General features: G+C 72.5%; 14 protein-coding genes. 7 read left to right on the top strand and 7 right to left on the bottom strand.

Features of this window, described 5'->3' with window-relative positions; translation table 11 throughout:
* Window positions 1–40: 40 nt before the first annotated feature.
* From ACWDYF_RS26515 to ACWDYF_RS26500, 4 genes are read right to left on the bottom strand one after another with little or no spacing between them, the layout of a single operon-like run.
* Complete coding sequence (locus tag ACWDYF_RS26515) at window positions 41–1,882, bottom strand: glycoside hydrolase family 35 protein (RefSeq protein WP_389472183.1); 1,842 nt, start codon at window positions 1,880–1,882, stop codon at window positions 41–43.
* Window positions 1,879–2,754 carry a carbohydrate ABC transporter permease gene (locus ACWDYF_RS26510; protein WP_381744732.1) on the bottom strand — a complete coding sequence of 292 codons (876 nt, stop codon included), beginning with the start codon at window positions 2,752–2,754 and terminating at the stop codon, window positions 1,879–1,881. Before ACWDYF_RS26510 ends, ACWDYF_RS26515 begins: the two co-directional genes overlap by 4 nt.
* Window positions 2,751–3,743, bottom strand: coding sequence for a carbohydrate ABC transporter permease (locus ACWDYF_RS26505; RefSeq protein ID WP_381744733.1), 993 nt, complete (start codon window positions 3,741–3,743; stop codon window positions 2,751–2,753). The genes ACWDYF_RS26510 and ACWDYF_RS26505 overlap by 4 nt, the downstream gene beginning before the upstream one ends.
* Complete coding sequence (locus tag ACWDYF_RS26500; RefSeq protein WP_389471533.1) at window positions 3,740–5,038, bottom strand: ABC transporter substrate-binding protein; 1,299 nt, start codon at window positions 5,036–5,038, stop codon at window positions 3,740–3,742. Before ACWDYF_RS26500 ends, ACWDYF_RS26505 begins: the two co-directional genes overlap by 4 nt.
* A gap of 228 nt (window positions 5,039–5,266) precedes the next feature.
* On the opposite strand from ACWDYF_RS26500, the gene ACWDYF_RS26495 reads away from it, so the two are divergent.
* Complete coding sequence (locus ACWDYF_RS26495; protein WP_381744735.1) at window positions 5,267–6,316, top strand: LacI family DNA-binding transcriptional regulator; 1,050 nt, start codon at window positions 5,267–5,269, stop codon at window positions 6,314–6,316.
* 13 nt (window positions 6,317–6,329) lie between these two features.
* Here the strand turns inward: ACWDYF_RS26495 and ACWDYF_RS26490 are convergent, their stop codons facing one another.
* Entirely contained in the window at window positions 6,330–9,416 is a 3,087-nt protein-coding gene (locus tag ACWDYF_RS26490) for an NPCBM/NEW2 domain-containing protein (protein WP_389471526.1), read from the bottom strand.
* A gap of 211 nt (window positions 9,417–9,627) precedes the next feature.
* On the opposite strand from ACWDYF_RS26490, the gene ACWDYF_RS26485 reads away from it, so the two are divergent.
* Window positions 9,628–10,560, top strand: coding sequence for an aminoglycoside phosphotransferase family protein (locus ACWDYF_RS26485; protein WP_389471523.1), 933 nt, complete (start codon window positions 9,628–9,630; stop codon window positions 10,558–10,560).
* A gap of 110 nt (window positions 10,561–10,670) precedes the next feature.
* Here ACWDYF_RS26485 and ACWDYF_RS26480 read toward each other — a convergent pair whose 3' ends face one another.
* Both ACWDYF_RS26480 and ACWDYF_RS26475 read right to left on the bottom strand, forming a co-directional pair.
* Window positions 10,671–12,392, bottom strand: coding sequence for an MFS transporter (locus ACWDYF_RS26480; RefSeq protein WP_389471520.1), 1,722 nt, complete (start codon window positions 12,390–12,392; stop codon window positions 10,671–10,673).
* 100 nt (window positions 12,393–12,492) lie between these two features.
* Window positions 12,493–12,948: a MarR family winged helix-turn-helix transcriptional regulator gene (locus ACWDYF_RS26475; protein WP_381744739.1), complete on the bottom strand. Its 456-nt coding sequence runs from the start codon at window positions 12,946–12,948 to the stop codon at window positions 12,493–12,495.
* A 112-nt stretch (window positions 12,949–13,060) separates the two neighbouring features.
* Here ACWDYF_RS26475 and ACWDYF_RS26470 point away from each other — a divergent pair, with 112 nt between their 5' ends.
* The 5 genes from ACWDYF_RS26470 (at window position 13,061) to ACWDYF_RS26450 (ending at window position 19,182) form a co-directional block, all read left to right on the top strand.
* Complete coding sequence (locus ACWDYF_RS26470) at window positions 13,061–14,485, top strand: ATP-binding protein (RefSeq protein WP_389471517.1); 1,425 nt, start codon at window positions 13,061–13,063, stop codon at window positions 14,483–14,485.
* A 28-nt stretch (window positions 14,486–14,513) separates the two neighbouring features.
* A complete protein-coding gene (locus ACWDYF_RS26465; RefSeq protein ID WP_389471515.1) occupies window positions 14,514–15,626 on the top strand; it encodes a tetratricopeptide repeat protein in 1,113 nt (370 codons plus the stop codon).
* A gap of 291 nt (window positions 15,627–15,917) precedes the next feature.
* Window positions 15,918–16,814, top strand: a complete 897-nt coding sequence (locus tag ACWDYF_RS26460) for a polyphosphate polymerase domain-containing protein (RefSeq protein WP_381744742.1) — start codon at window positions 15,918–15,920, stop codon at window positions 16,812–16,814.
* On the top strand, window positions 16,811–17,488 hold the full coding sequence (locus tag ACWDYF_RS26455) for a DUF4956 domain-containing protein (RefSeq protein ID WP_381744743.1): 678 nt from the start codon (window positions 16,811–16,813) through the stop codon (window positions 17,486–17,488). Before ACWDYF_RS26460 ends, ACWDYF_RS26455 begins: the two co-directional genes overlap by 4 nt.
* Window positions 17,488–19,182, top strand: coding sequence for a CotH kinase family protein (locus tag ACWDYF_RS26450; RefSeq protein WP_389471510.1), 1,695 nt, complete (start codon window positions 17,488–17,490; stop codon window positions 19,180–19,182). Before ACWDYF_RS26455 ends, ACWDYF_RS26450 begins: the two co-directional genes overlap by 1 nt.
* The last annotated feature ends 137 nt before the right edge of the window (window positions 19,183–19,319 follow it).

Here is a 19,319-nt window from a genome sequence, read left to right as displayed (position 1 = left end):
GTGCCGGTCCGGTCGGTGGCCCCCCCTGTGCGGTGCGCGGTCAGTCGAAGGTCTCGACGTACTCCTCGGCCGGTCCGAGCACGGGAGCGTCCAGCAGGGCGAGACGGTCGCCGAAGCGCTCCAGCTCCAGCACGGTGAGGGTGTTCTCCCCGGCCCTCAGCAGCGGAGCGGGCAGATAGAGCGTGGTCTGCGGGCCGGTCTCCCAGTAGCGGCCCAGCAGGGTGTCGCCGACCCAGACGAAGCCCTTGCAAAAGCCCGGCAGGGCCAGGAAGGTGTCGGCCGGCTCGGTCACGGTGAGCCGGGCGGTGGCGAATCCGGCCCGGTCCTCGCCGGACGCCGCCGCGAGCGCCCGGCCGGTCTCCGGCCGCCCCCACTCGTCCAGCGGCAGCCGGTGCATGGTCCAGCCGTGGACCAGCCGCCGCTCCACCCGGACCCCGCCCAGGATGCCCTTGCCCTGGCCGAGCAGCGGCCCGTAGTTGATCCGGCCCTGGTTCTCCACCAGCAGTTCGAGACGCACCCGGGCCCCGGCGCCGGGCACCGTGAAGGAGGCCGTCTCGCGGTCCAGCACGGCCACGGGGGCGCCGTCGACGAACACCTGGGCGCGGTCGTGCAGCCCGGTGACGGTCAGCTCCTGGGGACCCGGCGGCAGCAGCGGCTCGGCCGAGTACAGCACCAGACCGGACGCCTGGCCCAGCTCCTCGAAGCTCAGCGGCAGCGGCGCGCGCACCGGCTCGGCCACCGCGCGCAGCGCGCTCAGCAGACCGGGGTGCCGGGTGACCTCCAGGGTGCGCGGCGCGAGCAGCGGGGGGTCGGCGGGCGGGTCGGGAAGCTCCCGGACCGCACCGGCGCCGGGCGCGGCCAGCTTCTCCCGCAGGGCGTGGAACTTCGGGGTGAGCGCGCCGTGTTCGGCGACGGGCGCGTCCGAGTCGTAGCTCGTGACCGTCGGCTGGAGGCGCTCGCCGTCGTGGTTGGCACCGGCCCACAGCCCGAAGTTGGTGCCGCCGTGCGCCATGTACAGGCTCACCGAACCGCCCGCTTCGAGGATCTGGCCCACGTCCTCGGCCGCGCTGACGGCGGACCGCACATGGTGCTTCTCGCCCCAGTGGTCGAACCAGCCGTTCCAGAACTCGGCGCAGACGAACGGCTCGTCGGCGCGCCGCGAGCGGAGCAGGGCCGCCGCCTCGGCCGGACGCGAGCCGAACGTCGCCGCCGCCAGCTCGCCGGGCACGCTGCCGCCGTCCTGCATCAGTGCCGTCGGCCCGTCCGCCGTGTACAGCAGCTCGGTGATCCCGCGCGCCACCAGGGCGTCGCGCACCCAGCGCAGATAGTCCTGGTCGTCGCCGTAGCTGCCGTACTCGTTCTCGATCTGCACCGCGACGACCGGTCCGCCGCGGCCCGCCTGGAGTGCGGCGACGCGCGGGACCAGTTCGTCGAACCAGCGGGCGACGGCGTCCAGGAAGGGCCCGTGGCAGGTGCGCAGCAGCATGCCCGGGGTACCGGTCAGCCAGGCCGGAAGACCGCCGTTGTCCCATTCGGCGCAGATGTACGGACCCGGGCGCACGATGACGTCGAGTCCCGCCTCCTGTGCCAGGGCCGCGAAGCGCGGCAGGTCCCGCCAGCCGTCGAACCCGGCCTCACCCGGCACGCGTTCGTGGAAGTTCCACGGGACGTAGGTGTCCACGGTGTTGAGGCCGAGCGCGGCGAGCCGGTGCAGCCGGTCGGCCCACTGGGCGGGGTGGACGCGGAAGTAGTGCAGCGAGCCGGCCAGGACGCGGTGCGGGCGGCCCGCCCGCAGCAGGGTGCCGTCCGCGTGGGTGAGCAGGGGCGGGGCCGCCTCCGGGACGGCGGCGGTGTCCGCGGACTGCGGTGCTGAGGTGGTCACTTGACGGCTCCGGCGGTCATGCCCGCGCGCCAGAACCGCTGGAGCGCGAGGAAGGCGATCAGAAGCGGGACTACGGACACCAGCGAGCCGATGACGACCAGCGGGGGCGGCACCGCGACATGGCTGGCGTTCCAGCCGACCAGGCCGACCGTGACCGGTTGCAGCCGGTCGTCGCCGAGCACCATCGCGGGCAGCAGGTAGTTGTTCCAGATCTCCACGAACTGGAACAGGAAGATCGTCACCAGCGCGGGCAGCATCATCCGCACCCCGATGGTACGGAAGATGCGGAACTCGCCCGCGCCGTCCAGCCGTCCGGCCTCCAGCACCTCGTCGGGCACCGTCTGCGCGGCGAACACCCGGGAGAGGTAGACGCCGAACGGGCTGACCACGCTGGGCAGCAGCACGGCCAGCGGGTTGTCGATCAGATGCACCCCGGAGAACATCAGGTACAGCGGCAGCGTGAACAGCACCTTGGGCACCAGCACGGCCGCCAGGACCGCGCCGAACACCGCGCCGCGCCCGGGGAAGTCGTACTTGGCGAGCGCGTACCCGGCCAGCGCCGAGAAGGCGGTGCCGAGCAGGGCGCCGACCCCGCAGTACAGCACGCTGTTGAGCATCCAGCGCCAGAAGATGCCGCCGTCCTGGGAGCTGAGCCGGGAGATGTTGCCGAACAGCCCGAAGCCGTCGAACCACAGGCCGTTGCCGGAGAACTGCTCGCCGAACGGCTTGGTCGCCGAGACCAGCAGCCACCACAGCGGGAAGAGGAAGTAGAAGGCCGACAGGCCCAGCAGCGCCATGACGGTGACGCGGCTCGCCGGGCGGCTCTCCCGGCGCGAGCGGACCGGCGCGGGCCGGGTGCTCAGTGCGCTCATGCCTGCTCCTCCCCGCGGTGGGTCAGCTTGAAGAACACGAAGGACACGACACCCACCAGGAGGGCCAGGAGGACGGACTGCGCGGCGGCGTACGGGTAGTTGCCCGCCGCGACCGCGTTCTGCGCGGACATGATCGGGGTGAACGCCGAGGAGATCGAGCCGTCGGAGACGGGCTGGAGCACGGTCGGCTCGTTGTAGAGCTGCGCCGAGCCGATGATGGAGAACACGGCGGTGAGGACCAGCGCGCCGCGCACCGCCGGGATCTTGATGCTCCAGGCGATCCGCAGGGCCGAGGCGCCGTCCATCCGGGCGGCCTCCAGCACCTCCGCGGGGATCGACTGGAGCGCCGCGTAGATGATGATCATGTTGTACCCGGCCCAGCTCCAGGTGACGATGTTCGCCACCGACCACAGCACCACCTCGCTGTGGAAGAACGGGATCGAGAAGCCGACCGGGTGCAGCAGCCGGTTGATCGGGCTGGACTGCGAGGAGTACATGAACGACCAGACCAGCGCGGCGCTCACGCCGGGGATGGCGTACGGCAGGAAGCTGGAGAGCCGGAAGAAGCCCTTGCCGCGCGCGGAGCGGGAGTCGATCAGCAGGGCGAGGGCCAGGGCCGTGCCGAGCATCACCGGGACCTGGACCACGCCGAACAGCGCGACCCGGCCGAGCGAGGACAGGAAGGCGCCGTCGCCGAACGCCCTGCTGTAGTTGCCCAGCGGGTCGAAGACCTTGGTCGGGGCGGTCAGGCCGAGGCCGGAGCGGTGCACGGTGAACAGGCTGCTGACCGCCGCGTAGACGATCGGCGCCACGTACATCGCGGCGAACAGGACCAGGAAGGGGGCGCAGAAGAGCAGGGGCCGCAGGCGGCGTGAGCGGGCCGCCCGCGCGGGCGCGGCGGCGGGTGCCGGCCGGGCGGCGCCGGCGGTGCGCCGGCCGCCGCCGACGGCCGGCGCCGCGGGAGCCCCGTCGATCACGGACTCGTTCACTCGGCGACCTTCAGGCCCTGCTTCTTCATCTCCGACACGGTCTTGTCCTGCGCGCCGCTGAGCGCCCCGGCGATCGTGCCCTTGCCCGCCCAGGCCTTGCCGAGGCCGTCGTCGAGGTCGGCGGCGGTCTTGGTCATCAGCGGGCCCCAGGTCCAGCTGGAGTTGACCTGCGGCGCGGCGGCGGCGAACACGTCGTAGATCTTCTGGCCGCCGAAGTACGGGTCGCCGCCCTTCAGCTGGGGCAGGTCGAGCAGCTTCTTGGCGGCCGGGTAGAGCGCGGCCTTCTCGACGAGGCCGCCGAAGGCGTCGCGGTCGGTGCCGAGCCAGTGCGCGAACTCCCAGGCGCCCTCGGGGTTGTCGCAGCCCTTCAGGACGGCGGTCGCGGACCCGCCCGCGTTGCCCACCTGGCCGGCTCCCTTGCTCCACTGCGGCAGCGGTGCCACCGCCCACTGGCCCGAGCCGCTCTTGGCACCGCCCTTGATGACACCGGCCTGCCAGACCGCGCCGACGACGGTGGCGATGTCACCGTTGCCGATGCCCGTGTACCAGGCCTGGTCGTACATCGGGGCGCCGCTGATCAGTTTGTCGTCGGCGAGGCCCTGCCAGTAGTCGGCGACCCGCTTGTTGGCCGCGGACGCCATGGTCACCTGCCAGGCGTCGCCCTGGACGCCGAACCACCCGGCGCCGGTCTGCCAGGCGAGGCCCGCGTAGTCGTAGTCCAGGTAGGGCGAGGAGATGTAGCGGTGCGGGTCCGAGGCGTGGATCCTCTTGGCGTCCTTGCGGTACTCGTCCCAGGTGACGGGCGGCTTCAGACCGAGCGAGTCGAAGACCTTCTTGTTGTAGAAGAGCGCCATGGGGCCGGTGTCCACGGGCGCGCCGTAGACGGCGCCGCCGAGGGAGACGGACTGCCAGGCCGCGCTCTGGTAGTCGCCCTGGTCGGCGGAGGCGTACTTGGTCACGTCCTTCAGGGCGCCCTGGGCGGCGAAGCTGGGCAGCGTCTCGTAGCCGACCTGGGCCAGACAGGGCGCGTTGCCCGCCTTCACCGCGTTGAGCATCTTCTGGTAGCCGCCCTTGGCGCCCGGCTGCACGGCCTGGTAGGTGACCTTGAGGTCCGGGTGGCTCTTGTTGAAGGCGGCGACGGCGTCCTCGTAACCGGGCGCCCAGCCCCAGAATGTGATCGATCCCTTGCCGGAGGCGGAGGACGAGCCGCCGTCGGATCCGCCGCATCCCGTGGCGGTGAGGGCGAGGCCCAACGCTCCCGCTATCCCGGCAATTCGGGCAATGGATCGCTTCACGGCTCCTCCTGAAGGGCTTGGGTGGTGCGGAGGAGGTGCCTCCGCGAGGCCAGGCGCACGGCACGGGGCAGAGGCCCGGCCGTGGGCCGGCGCGCTGAATGCCGAAACTATGGCAGAGAATGTTATCGATGCCAATAGTGGGGTCCAGAGAAAGCCCCGACCCGGTGAAAGAGCTGATGAACGGCCGTGTGGGCGATATCATCGACGTCCGGTACGAGGAAGGAACCCATGGCGAAGCTCAAGGACGGCGGGGGACGGCCGCCGGGGATGGCGGACGTGGCCCGGGTGGCGGGGGTGTCGGCGCAGACCGTGTCCCGGGTGCTGTCGGGCCACCCCAATGTGCAGGAGAAGACGCGCGCCAAGGTCCTGACCGCGGTGGAGCAGCTCGGCTACCGCCGCAACAACGCGGCCCGCATGCTCTCCTCGGGCCGCAGCCGCACCATCGGCGTGGTGACGCTCCAGACGAACTTCTACTCGCGGGCCGCGGTCACCTCGGGCATCGAGCACGCCGCCGAGGCCGCCGGGTACGCGGTCAGCACCGCGACCACCACCTCGCTGGACACCTCCGCCATCGAGGCCGCCCTGTCCCGCCTGGCCGACCAGGACGTGGAGGGCGTCATCCTGTCGGTGCCGCTGATCCACGGCAGCCCGCGCATCGAGCAGCTCACCCGGGCCACGCCCACCATCACCATCGACGGCTCACGCACCGACGCCACCGAGGTCGTCGCCATCGACCAGGGCCTGGCCGCCCGGCTGGCCACCCGGCATCTGCTCGACCTCGGCCATGACACGGTCTGGCACATCGCGGGCCCCGAGGAGTGGCTGGAGGCCGCGGCGCGGCGCGACGGCTGGCGCAGCACCCTTCAGGAGGCGGGCCGCCCGGTGCCGCCGCCGCTGGAGGGCGACTGGTCCCCGGCCTCCGGCTACCGCAACGGGCTGATCCTGGGCCGGATCCCGGACGCCACGGCGGTGTTCGTCGCCAGCGACGAGATGGCCTTCGGCGCCATCAGGGCCCTGCACGAGCTGGGGCGCCGGGTGCCCGAGGACATCTCCGTGGTCGGGGTCGACGACATCGAGCTGGCCGAGTACTGCTCGCCGTCCCTGACCACCGTCGCCCAGCCGTTCAGCCAGATGGGCACGCTCGCCGTGGCGCATCTGCTGCGGCTGATCGCCGACCCGGGCGCGGTGCCCGAACCGGCCTCGGTGGACCCGCAGTTGATCGTCCGGGCCAGCACCGCACAGGCCGGTGCCCCGGCCCGGGGGGCCGGGGCACCGTAGCGCGGCGGACCGGTCAGCCCGCGCAGTGGAACTTCGCGTCCGCCCAGTCCCCGTGGTCACCGGACTTGGTGCCGTCCGTGTCGGTCACCACCAGGTGGACATGGCGGGCCCCGGCCAGCGGCACGTTCACCGGCAGCGGGTCCGAGGCGCCGCTGACGGTGGGGGAGGACCACACCTTCTTGCCGTCGGCGACCACCGAGAACGACACCCCGCCGTAGCCGTTGATCTCGTCGTCGACACCGGCGGTCGCGGTCAGGGAGGAGCACTGCCCGCCGAGCCAGAACTCGATGTCGGAGTCCGCGTGCACCCCGATGCCCTTGGCGTACGTGGTGCCGTTCAGGGTGAGCGGACGGCCGTCGCCCGCCGCCGACTCGCCGTTGCTCTGATCGCGTTCGGCCGGTCCGTAGCCGTTGGTGGAGCCCAGCCAGGCCAGGTCACTGGCCCAGCTGTCGCCCTTGGGCGGCGCGGGCATGGTGCGCAGCGCGGTCCGCGCGGTGGCGGTGTGCTCCTCGCCCGCCGCCCGGTAGCGCGCGCCGCCGCTCAGCACGGCCTCGCCCGCCGTGGCACCGGCCGGGGCGGTCACGGTGAACCGCGCGCTCACCCGGCGGCCCGGCGCGACGCGGCCCAGCTCCTTGGCCGGTGACACCGTCCAGCCCTCGGGCGCGGTCAGGGACAGCCGGGTCGCGGTGGCGCCGGTGCGTCCCGCCGTGAAGTCCACGTTCACCTCGGCGGAGACCCCCGCGCCCAGCTCCTCGGGCGCGGTGACCGCGAGGTCGCCGGTGGCCCCGGGCACCTTGCCGCCCAGCGCGCTCGCCCCGGCGAGGTCGATCCGGAAGCCGTGCGCGGTGCTCAGCGCGCGGGTCTTCACCTGCACGACCCCGGCCCGGTCGGAGGGGTCGTACCACCAGCCCTGGCCAGCCGCGTCGAAGGCGGCCTTCGAGGTCAGGCGGGGCAGCGTCCGGCCGTCCAGACCCACCTGGGCCGGGGCCGAACCGGTGTGCACGGTGAAGGCGTACGGGCGGCTCTTCTGCTTGCCGGTGAAGTCACCGGACTCGGCGCCGACCGCGATGCGCACGGAACCGGCGCCGCTGCGCGGAGCGGTCACCGTCACCGGCTGCTCGCCGTACTTCCCGGCGCGGTGCTGCCGGGTGACGCCGTCGTCCTCGTACAGGGTGAAGGTGCTGCGGCCCTGCGGGTAGACGTCCCAGGCCAGCGGGGAGCCGGCGGTGCGGTCCTGGTAGGAGTTGACGCCCGGCCACATCGGGATCGTGGCGCCCGCCCTGACGAACAGCGGCAGGGTGTCCAGCGGCGCCTGGTAGCCGTTCACGGTGACCGGCCCGTGGTACGTCCTGCCGGTCCAGTAGTCGACCCAGTCGCCCTTGGGCAGGTAGATGCCGTCGCGGACCGAGGTGTCGCTGTAGACCGGCGCGACCAGGAAGTCCTTGCCGGTCAGGAACTCGTACTTGGCGGCGTCGCCCGCCGCCTTCGGGTCGTCGGGGTACTCCAGCGCCAGCGGACGCACGGCGCCGACGCCGGTGCGGTTGGCCTCGGCCGCGTACGTGTACATGTACGGCAGCAGCGATTCCTTGAGCTTCAGGTACTTGCGGTTGATGCTGGTGTACGGCTCGCCGTACTGATAGGGCTGCTTGTCCTTGGCGGCCCAGCCGTCCATGGTCATCACGGCCGGCAGGAAGGACTTCCATTGCAGGTCGCGGGTGTACGTCTTGGCGCTGCCGCCGAAGATGCCGTCCACGTCACCGGAGGTGTAGGCCAGCCCCGACATGGTGGCGCCCGCGTACGTCGGGATCTGCCAGCGGATGTAGTCCCAGCTGCCGGACTGGTCGCCGCTCCACTGCACCCCGCAGCGCTGCGCGCCCGACCAGCTCTCCGGCGCCCAGGTGAAGCCGCGCGCGTCGCTGTTGTCCTCGATGCCCTGGTAGGCGGCCTTGCAGCCGTCCAGCGCGAACTTGTAGCCGTCGCCCACCCAGGCCACGTCCAGCTTGGCCACCCGCTGGCCCGCCTTGACCTGGTCGGCCAGCTTGTCGAGGCCGTCCTCGGTCCACAGACCCATCTGCATCTTGCGGGAGTTGAGGCCCTTGGCGGTCTCGGCGAGGTTCTCGTAGCCGCAGCCGTAGCCGTCGTTGACGAGCATCCAGCCCAGCGGCATGTCGTTCTTGGCGTAGTCGTCGGCGACCTTGAGCGAGTCCAGGGTGTGCCGCTCGCCGCGGTTGGCGTTGTGCAGATAGCAGTCCGAGTCGCCCACCTCCAGGCCGTAGACCGGCGGGAGCATCGGGCGGCCGGTCAGCTTGGTGTACTGGCCGATGACGTCCTTGGCGGTGTTCCCGGCGAAGTAGTAGGCGTCGAAGCGGTTCTCCCGCTCGGTGGTGGTGACCGGGTCGGTGAAGGCGTAGGTGCCGGGCGCGTAGGTGTTGCGGTAGACGCCGTAGCCCGCCGAGGAGAGGTAGAACGGCACCGAGTTGGGGTGGCCGCCCTCGTTCCAGTTGTAGTCGACGCCGACCTGGAGCGTCTTGCCGCGGTGCGAGGTGTTGCCGCTGCCGTTCTGCTCGCCCGTGCCGTAGAACTGCTCGTCGGCGCCGCGCGCCAGGGTCTGGGTGGTGGCGGTGCCGTCCCAGCTGATGCCGCGCGACTCCTCCCACAGCCGGGTGCCGTCGGCGCGGTACAGGCCGAACCGCAGCGCCGACTTGTAGGCGCGCAGGGTCACCTTGTCCGTGGACAGCTCGTAGCGGTCGCCGCGGTCGCGCCAGCGGGTGGCGGGCGCCTTGCCCTGGGGCAGCACGATGTCGGTGCCGACCGGGTCGGTGAACGTGCCGTCGGGGGCGACCTCGATGCGGAAGGTGTCGGCCGTGACGAAGGTGACCCGCGCCTTGGCCGTGCCCGCCGTGAACGTGTAGGCGGCGCCGGAGTGCGCGAAGCCGGTGACCGCGCCGATCACGGAGGAGGCCGTGGCACCGGCCGGCTCGGCCGCCAGGGCCGGTGCCGAGGGGCCGGCCGTGGTCGCGAGCACCGCGAGCACGGCCGCGGCCGCCAGTGCCGCCCCCGAGGAGCGGCGGGCCTTTCGTCTGCGGGGTGGAGCGGTCATGTCGATCCCTTCGCACACGTCACTGAACCGGACAATGATGATTGAACGTGCTTGGTAGGGTGCTCAAACAAGCAGAATCAATCACGCGAAGAAGGTATAGCGCACCGCCGTCCCGCTGACCAGAGTGCGCACCGACCCGTTCCACGGGCCTTGCCCGGCAGTGGAGTTGCCGGTTCCCGGCAGTACACGCGGCCGCCGGTAAGGTGCCCGGATGATCGTGGTTCCGGAGGCGTTTGCCCGGGGCACCGTCGCGCGCGAGGGGGCGCCGGGGGCGGCCTGGATCGCGCGGCTGCCCGCTCTGGCGGAAGAGCTGATGCGGCGCTGGGAGTGCGTGCCCGACGGGGCGGTGCTGCACGGAGGAGTCGGGCTGGTGGTCCCCGTGCTCCGGCCGGGCGGGCGGCCCGCCGTGCTCAAGGTGTCGTTTCCGCACCCCGGCAACATCCATGAGCCGGACGCGTTCGCCGCGTGGCGCGGGCGCGGCGCCGTCCTGCTGCACGCGCGCGACGACGCGCGCTACGCGCTGCTGCTGGAGCGGGCCGGGACCACGCCCCTGGGCCGGCTCGCGGACGGCGACGAACTGGTCGCGGTCGCGGGCCGGCTGAGCCGACGGCTCGCCGTCCCGGCCCCGCCGGGGCTGCCCCGGCTCGCTGACCGTGCCCCCGAGTGGGAGGCACAACTGAAAGCGGACGCAGAGGAGTTGCCGCACCGCCTCGCGCCGGGGACGCTGGGCGCGGCGCTCGCCACCGTCCGCGAACAGGGCCGCGCCCAGCCGGAACTGATCGTCCACGACGACCTGCACGCCGGGAACATCCTGCCCGGCGAGCGGGAACCGTGGCTCGCCGTCGACCCCAAGGGATGTGCGGGGGATCCCGCCTACGACGGCGGAACACTGCTCAAGTCCCGGGCGCTGTCCCTCATCGGCGCCGACGACCTCGCCAGGGCCGCGCACCGGATCCTGGACGTCTTCTCCGAGGCCGCCGGGCTCGACCGCGCACGCGTCCTGAGGTGGGCCCAACTCCATGCCGTCCAGGCGGCGTTCTGGGGGCGCCGCCACGGGTTCCGGGTGGCCCGCCGGGGAGCGGAACTGGACCGGCTCACGGCGTTCGCCGAGGCGCTGGCGGAACTGCTCGCCGAGGGCGCGTAGAGCCCGCGGAGCGCGTGGGGAGGGCCCGGGGACACCGGCGGGCCGCGGCGCCCGGGGGTGCGCCGCGGCCCGTGCGGTACCGGACCGGCCGGGTCACCGGACCGGCCGGGTCAGACCACGCTGTCGCGCAGCTCGCTCAGCGTGTCCTCGGTCAGCTTCCGGGGAGCGCTGTCGGCGTCGACGAGGACGACCGTGCACTCGGCGGCGCGGGTGAGGGCGGCCGTGAAGCTTCCGTCGGCGAACTGCGCGAGCGGCCCGCGCGGCGAGCGGCCCACGGCGACCGCGCGCGCCCCGACTCCGGCGGCGTGCCGGGCCAGGGCGCGGCCCGCGGCGGCGTGGTCGCCGACGCCGGTCAGGATCTGGCCGGAGGCGGCGACGCCCCGGGCGGCGAGCCGGTCGAGGTGGGCGGTGACCGTGGCCCGCGCCCGCTCGTCGGACTCGGTGTCGACGGCCTGCTCCTCCACCACGGCCGTCTCCTCGACGTGCACGATCTCCAGCGGACTGCCGGTGTCGCGGGCGACGCGGGCGGCGGCGTCGACGACGGCGGCGGCCCCGTCATGGGCGCCGACGGCGACGACGACCGGCCGGGCACCGGCCGCGGCCGGGGCGCCCACGGGGGTGAGCGCCGGGGCGACGGGCTCTCCGTCACCGGTGTGCGCCTCGGCCCGGCGCAGCAGCCCGTGTCCGCTGGCGAGGACCGGGATGGCGAGCAGGAAGGTGGCGGCGCCCAGGTAGAAGGGGACACTGAGGTCGGTGGCGTCGGCCAGCTTCCCGGCGACGTAGGGCGCCAGGCCGCCGCCGATGAAGCGCAGGAAGCCGTACGCGGAGGAGGCCACGGGGCGCTCGACCGGCGAGACGAGCATGACCGCCTGGGTGGTCAGGGTGTTGTTGATGCCGATGAACGCGCCGCTGACGATGACCGCGACGATGACCACGGTGGGGGTGGACACCCCGGCCGCGATGACCGCCATCACGATGCCGAGGCCCAGCAGGTTGGCGTACAGGACCGGGGCGGTGCCGTACCGCGCCTGGAGGCGGGGTGCGAAGAAGACGCTGAACGCGGCGACCAGCAGGCCCCAGCCGGTGAAGACGAGCCCGAGTTCATGGGCGCTCAGCTTCATCGGGTACGGCGCGTAGCCGAGCATCGTGAAGAAGCCCCAGTTGTACAGCAGGGCCATGATGCCCATGGTCAGCAGACCGCGGTGGCGCAGCGCCCTGAGCGGGGCGAGCGGCGAGGTGGGCCGCTTCGGCCTGGGCAGCGAGGGCACCAGGACGAGGGTGGCGACCAGCGCGACGGCCATGAGGACGGCCACGCCGAAGAACGGGCCGCGCCAGCTGACGGCGCCCAGTTCGCCGCCGAGCAGCGGGCCGACCGCGATGCCGAGGCCGAGCGCGGTCTCGTACAGGATGATCGCGCCCGCGAAGCCGCCGCTGGCGGAGGCGACGATCACGGCCAGCGAGGTCGCGATGAACAGGGCGTTGCCGAGGCCCCAGCCGGCCCGGAAGCCGACGATGCCGTCGATGGAGCCGGTGCAGCCGGCCAGCGCCGCGAAGACGACGATGACGGCCAGACCTATGACGAGGGTGCGCTTGGCGCCGAAGCGGCTGGAGAACCAGCCGACGAACAGCATCGCCACGGCGGTGACGATCAGATAGCTGCTGAACAGCAGCGACACCTGGCTCGGCGTGGCGTGCAGGCTCTCCGCCAGGGCGGGCAGGATCGGGTCGACCAGGCCGATCCCCATGAACGAGATCACGCAGGCGAACGCCACGGCCCAGACGGCCCTCGGCTGCCGGAACGGGCTGGCCGTCTTTCCGTGCGGTGCACTCATTGCCGCTTCTCTCCACTCGGGTGTGTCGGGATGGAACGCTCTCGGGGCACGACGGGGCGGGCCGCCGCGGTGGCGGCACGGGGGCAGGTGCGCCGTGCCCTTACGGCACGGGCCGGTCCTGGACCGCGCGGGCCAGTGCGGGCAGGGCGACGCGCACCGCGTGCTGCTCGGGTCCGGTCAGTTCCCCGACGAGCCGCTCCAGTGCCCGCATCCGCTCGGCCCGCCGCTGCCGGTAGAGCGCGAGGCCGGTCTCGGTGGCCTCCACCAGGACGCCCCGGCCGTCGGTCCGGTCGGCGGTGCGCCGCACCAGGCCCGCGCGCTCCAGACGGGTGACGAGCTGGGTCATGTTGGGCTGCGAGGCGTTCTCGGCGCGGGCGAGTTCGGTGAGCCGCTGCGGCCCCTCGCGGCCCAGCCGCCCGAGCGCCATGGAGGCCGCGGTGCTCAGACCGCCGGCCGTGGCGCTCTGGCGCACGTACCGGACCATCTGCTCCACGGCGGTCATCAGGTCCTCGGCGGTCGCGTCCGCCTCCGGCTGGTCCATAACCCGCTTATGCATAAGCGCATTATGCATCTACGTGTACGGTGAAGCAAAGTTCGCGGGGGCGGGCCGGGAGCGGACCCGGGGGCGGGGCGCGGGCGTTGATCACGGCCTCCGTAGGCTGGACGCCATGGCGGAAGACTCTCCCTTGATCCAGAGCCTGCGATCGGCCGTCGCGGCGGCACCCGCGGACGTACCCCTGCGTCTGCACCTGGCCGAACTCCTCCTCGGCGCGGGCCGGTCCGACGCGGCGGTCGCCGAGGTCGCCGCGGCCCTCCAGCACGCGCCCGGCGACGCGCAGGCCCGGGAGCTGATGGCACGCGCCATGGGCGTGCCGCAGCAGCCCCCATCCGCATCCGCGCCCGCTGCCGAGCCGCCGCCCGCTTCCGAGTCTCCGGCCATGCCCGAACCTCCGGCCACGCCCGAACCTCCGGCCACGCCCGAACCTCCGGCCACGCCCGAACCTCCGGCCACGCCCGAGCCTCCGGCCGCCCCCGGGTTCCCGGCCGCCCCCGCGCAGGAGCCCGCCGCACCGCGCGGGCCCCGGCCGCCCGCCCCGGAGGGCTTCGACTGGCGGGCCGCCGAGGAGCAGGTCGGCGACATCGTGCCGCCGCGCTTCACCGAGACCCCGCTGGCCGCCGACGGGCAGGACGCGCCGGGCGGCGCCGACGCCTGGGACGTGGACGCGCCCGGCACGGTGCGGCTCGCCGACGTCGGCGGGATGCGGGAGGTCAAGGACCGGCTGGAGGCGGCCTTCCTCGCCCCCATGCGCAACCCCGAACTGCGCAGGCTCTACGGCAAGAGCCTGCGCGGCGGGCTGCTGCTGTACGGGCCGCCCGGCTGCGGCAAGACGTTCATCGCCCGCGCGGTCGCCGGTGAACTCGGCGCGGGCTTCCTGTCCGTGTCCGTCAACGACGTCCTGGACATGTGGGTCGGCAACTCCGAGCGCAACATGCACGAGATCTTCGAGACGGCCCGCCGCCAGGCGCCCTGCGTGGTCTTCCTCGACGAACTCGACGCGCTCGGCGCCAAGCGCAGCCGTACCGCGCACAGCGGCATGCGCAACACCGTCAACCAGTTGCTCACCGAGCTGGACGGCATCGACTCGGCGGCCAACGAAGGGGTGTTCGTGCTCGCCGCGACCAACGTCCCCTGGGACGTGGACCTCGCCCTGCGCCGCCCCGGACGCCTGGACCGCACCCTGCTCGTCCTGCCGCCCGACGCCCCGGCCCGCGAGGCGGTCCTCCGCTACCACCTGCGCGACCGCCCCGTCGAGAACATCGACCTGGGCCGCCTGGCCAAGGCCACCGACGGCTTCTCCGGGGCCGACCTCGCCCATGTGTGCGAGGCCGCCGCCGAGCGCGCCCTGCTCGACTCCGCGCGCACCGGCACCGTCCGCATGATCGGCACGAAGGACCTGCTGGCCGCGGCCCAGGACGTGGTGCCCTCCACCGGCCCCTGGTTCGCCTCGGCCCGCAACGTGGCCATGTTCGCCAACGAGGGCGGCATGTACGACGACCTGGTCGCCTATCTGAGGAAGAAGCGCAAGCTGTGACCGCCGTCCGGAAGGGGGTGGCCCGGTCGTGACCACCGCGCACCCGGCGGTCGGCCGGGCCGACGGGCTCCTGGGCCTCGGGCGGTACGAGGAGGCCGCCGCCCTGCTGGGCGGCCATCTCGCCGAGCACCCCGACGACGCCCGCGCCTGGCTGCTGCTCGGCCGCGCCCGGCACGCCCTCCAGCGGTACCGCGAAGCCCTCGACGCCTGCGACGAGGCGCTCGGCGCCGACCCGCACTACGTCGACGCGCTGATCCTGCGCGGCACCGTGCTGCGGCACGTCGACGGCCGCTTCGAGGAGGCCGAGGAGGCGCTGCGCGCGGCGGTGCGCCTCGCCCCGCACCACTGGTACCCGTACGCCCGGCTCGCCGACCTCGTCTTCCGGGCCCGGCTGGTCCGGCGCGGCCAGGCCAGGGGCGGACAACTGGAGGCGCGGGACCTGACCGAACTGGCCGCGGAGCCGGCCGCCCTCGCGCGCGAGGCGCTGCGGCTGGGTCCCGAGGAGGTGTACGCCCATGAGGTCGCCCAGCTGATCGCCCGGCTGTCGGGCGACGCGGCCGCCGCCGACGCGCTGGACCGGGCGATCCTGCGGCTCGACCCGCAGCACCCGGAGGCGCTGGCCAGGCGCACCCGCAAGGTGGCGAGCGCGGCCGGTGTCAGGGCCGCCGAGGCGGCCGCCCTGTATGCGGACGCGCTCGCCGTCACCCCCGGCTCGGCCGCCATGCGGCAGGGCCTGGACCACGCCTCCTACCGCCTGCTGCGCGGGACCCGCTGGCTCGCCCTGCTCTGTGTGGCGCTCTCCGGCGCCGGTGTGGGGCTGTTCTCCTCGGACACCTCCCGCGCGCTGCCCCTCTCGCCGGGGCAGCGGCTGTGGGACCTCGTTCCGATGGCGGTGATCTGGGGCGTGGGCGCGCTGCTGCGCTACCGCAGGCTGCGCGCGGGCGTCCGGATCAATCTGCTCTCGCTGGTCCGCCGCCGTCTGTGGCCGCGGATCGTCCTGGGCCAGGCCGCCTGGGCGATGGTCTGCGCCCTGCTGCTCACCCAGGTGCCGTGGACGGAGCGCACCGGGCCCGAGTTCCTGTTCTGGGCCGGCCTGCTGCCCACCTTCGTGACGCTCTGGTTCGACCGGAAGATGGGCTGACCCCTCCGCTTCCCCGACGGCTCCTTCTGCTCTTCCGTCGCCTTTTCAGCGCTTCCCGGCACTTCCCTTTCTTCCGTGCTTTTCGCTTCTTTTCCTTCTTTTTCTTGCGGTCCTTCTTTCTTGTGTTCCTGCTGCTTCCCGGTCGGCCGCGGAGCGTGCTTCACCTCTCGTTCATCTTTCGGCCATTTACAGGACTCCTGGAATCGACCCGCGATTCTCATCGGCTCCTCATGTGCTCTTGGTTGCGTATGGCCGGGGCGGGCGGTCGGCGACGTAGGAGCGAGGAGGCGCATGGTGTCCGTGTCTGAGGTGGCCGCGAGCGGTGACGAGGGGAGCGAGGAGCCGCTGCATGTGGCCAGCCGGTTGCACGCGTTCAACCGGTTCGAGCTGAAATACCTGGTCCCGGTGGAGCAGGCCGCGGAGATCCGGGACGAACTGGCCGAGCGGATGGACCGGGATCTGCACAGTCCGGTCGGCGGTTACGGCGTGTGGAGCCTGTACTACGACAGCCCCCGGCTCCGTTTCTACTGGGAGAAGATCGAGGGCCTGAAGTTCCGCCGCAAGCTGCGCATCCGGCATTACGGCGACCTCGACGGGGTCACCGAGGAATCCCCGGTCTGCGTGGAGATCAAGCAGCGGGTGAACCGGGTCACGCAAAAGCGCCGTATCACCCTTCCCTACGCCGTGGCACGGCAGTTGTGCGACGACCGGGAACTGGTGGAGCACTCAGCGAAGGAACGTGCCTTCGTCCAGGAGGTCCTCGAACTGGTCGTGCGGCTCGATCTGCGGCCCACCGCGATCACCGGCTACCAGCGCGAGGCACTGGTCGGCCGGGCCGCCGACACCGGGCTGCGGGTCACCTTCGACCGGCGGATCCGGGGCCGGGACCGCGACTTCCACTTCGGCACGCGGACGCCGGAGAACCGGTTCACGGTCCCGCCGCACCTGTCGGTCATGGAGATCAAGGTGAACGAGCGCACCCCGCACTGGATCACCGACCTGGCCGCCCGCCGCAATCTCGACCTCGTCCGCGTCTCGAAGTACGTGCAGTCCATCGAGGCGTTCGGCCTGGCACCCCGCTCGGTCTTCCACATCGGCGAGACGGACGTCCCGCCGCACCCCACCACCGAAGGTCTGCCGCAGCAGCGGCCGGCGCGGAACGCGTCGTTGAAGGTAGGAGCACAGTGAACTTCGACTTGCAGGAACTCAGCGGCACGTTCAGCGTGGCCGACGTCGTGGTGGCGATGGTGCTGTCCTTCGTCCTGTCCACCCTGATCGGCTACGTGTACCGGTACACGCACCGCAATGTCTCCTACAGCCAGTCCTACGTGCAGACACTCGTGATCGTCGGCATGATCGTCGCGCTGATCATGCTGGTCGTCGGCTCGAACCTGGCGCGGGCCTTCTCCCTGGTCGGCGCCTTGTCCGTGGTCCGCTTCCGCAACGCCGTCAAGGAGACCAGGGACGTCGGGTTCATCTTCCTGGCGATGGCGATCGGCATGGCCTGCGGCGCCCGGTTCTACACGCTGGCCGCCGTCGGCGCGGTGGTCGTCTGCGCCGTCGTCGTCGTGATGTTCAAGTTCGACTGGTTCGCGCTGAACGTGCAGCGGCAGGTCGTCAAGGTCCAGGTGCCGGCCGGTGAGGACCACACGCCGCAGATCAGGGACGTACTGATCAAGTACACCAGCGAGTTCGAGCTGGTGAGCACCGAGACCATCCGCGGCGGCGCGCTGACCGAGGTCTTCTACACGGTGCGGCTGAAGAAGGGCGCCGAACCCGGCGACCTGGTCAGCGCGCTCCAGGAGCGGACGTCCGGCCAGCGGGTCACGGTCCTGACCGGTTACGACACCACGGATCTGTGATGGCCGAAGACACCCCCGTGCGGCGCGGGCGGAGGCTGCGCGACCGGCTCCCCGTACGGCTGCGCCACCACTGGAGACCCGCCGCGAGCCTGGGCGTGGGACTGGCCGCGATGGTGGTCTTCCTGGGCGACGCGCGGATCTCCCCGTACGTCACGTCGTCCTCCCGGGCCGAGGGCGACCCCATCACCGACGACGTCCGAGGCTCGGTGGACCTGTACGACACATCGGTCCCGCACTCGATCCAGCTCACCTACCGGCAGACCGAGTTCGACAAGATGATGAAGGAGTTCAAGAAGGACGGCACCAAGGACTACATCGAGGCCGACCTCGTCGTCGACGGCGTCTACCTCAACGACGTCGGGATCCGCCTCAAGGGCAACTCCACGCTGTCCTCCCTGCGGGGCGGCCGGGGTCTGCCGGGCGGCGGCCGCGAGCTGCCCGGTGCCCCCCAGGGCGCCGCGGCGGGCGGCGCTCCCACGGCCGGCGCCCCCGGGGCGGGCGCGGGGGCGCAGCGCGGCCAGGGGCGGCCCGCGGGCGGCGGGCCCGGCGGCATGGGCGGGATGGTGCAGTACGACCTCTCGCCGAGCAGACCGGAGGAGCTGCCCTGGCTGGTCAAGATCGACGAGTATGTGGAGGGCCGCGCCTACCAGGGCGAGCGGGAGATCTCGCTGCGCCCCGGCAGCAACGGCCAAGTCCCCCTCAACGAGGCGCTGTCCCTCACTCTGACCGGGAAGAGCGGGCAGAAGGCCGAGCGGTACGGCTTCACCGAGCTGAAGGTGAACAATCGGCCCGCCGCCACCCGGCTCATGGTCGAGGCGCCCGACACCGACTACGCGGCCGACGTCGGCGACGGCAACGGCGTGCTGTACAAGGCGAAGGCGGGCGGCAGCTTCGAGTACCGCGGCGAGGACCCGACCGAGTACGAGACCTCCTTCGCCCAGCTCGACAAGAAGGGCAGCCAGGACCTCGAACCGGTGATGCGGCTCATCAAATGGGTCAACGGCGCCTCGGACGAGGAGTTCGCCCGGGACCTCGGCAGATATGTCGACGTCGATTCGCTGGCCGCCTACCTGGCGACACAGAACCTGCTGCTGAACTTCGACGACATGGCCGGTCCCGGCAAGAACTACCTGCTGTGGTACGACCTGGACACCAGGAAGTTCTCCGTCCTCGGCTGGGACTACAACCTCACCTTCAGCGGTGACGCGAAGGCGGGCCCGGACGACTCCGTCGGCATGCCGGGCGGAGGGCCCGGGGGAGCGGCGGGCGGCACGCCCGGAGGGACACCCGGCAAGGCGCCGGAGGGGATGCCGGACCAGCCACCGGAAGGGATGCCGGACCAGGCGCCGCAGGGTATGCCCGAGAAGGCGCCGGAAGGCATGCCCGGCGAAGCGGCCGGCGGCGGCGGGGGCGCGGACGCACCGGCGGGCCGAGGGGGCTTCATGCAGCACGTCCTGAAGACCAGGTTCCTCGGGTCGGACGCCTTCGACGCCGTCTACAAGAAGGCGTACCAGCGGCTCTACCGGGAGTTCTACGGCTCGGGCGAGGCGGACCGGCAGCTGAAGTCCCTCGCGGAACAGGTGCGCGCCACCGGCGCCGCGTCCAAGGAGCTGGACACCGCGCTGACCAAGCTCACCAAGACCGTCACCGACCGCACCCGGGCCCTGGCCGGGGACAAGGAGGTGACCGGCTGACCGCCCCGGCGCCCCGGGCCGCCCGCCACGGCGGAGCCGCCCGGGGCGCCGGACCCCTTGCCGCACCGCACCCCGGGCGGCTCACAAGAACCGCACAGCCGCGCCGCCTACCGTTGCGCGGGCCGAGGCCGCGACCG

The sequence above is a fragment of the Streptomyces sp. NPDC003284 genome (assembly GCF_053589675.1).
The sequence above is the reverse complement of the archived record's forward strand: the minus strand, read 5'-3'. Positions and strand labels throughout refer to the sequence as shown.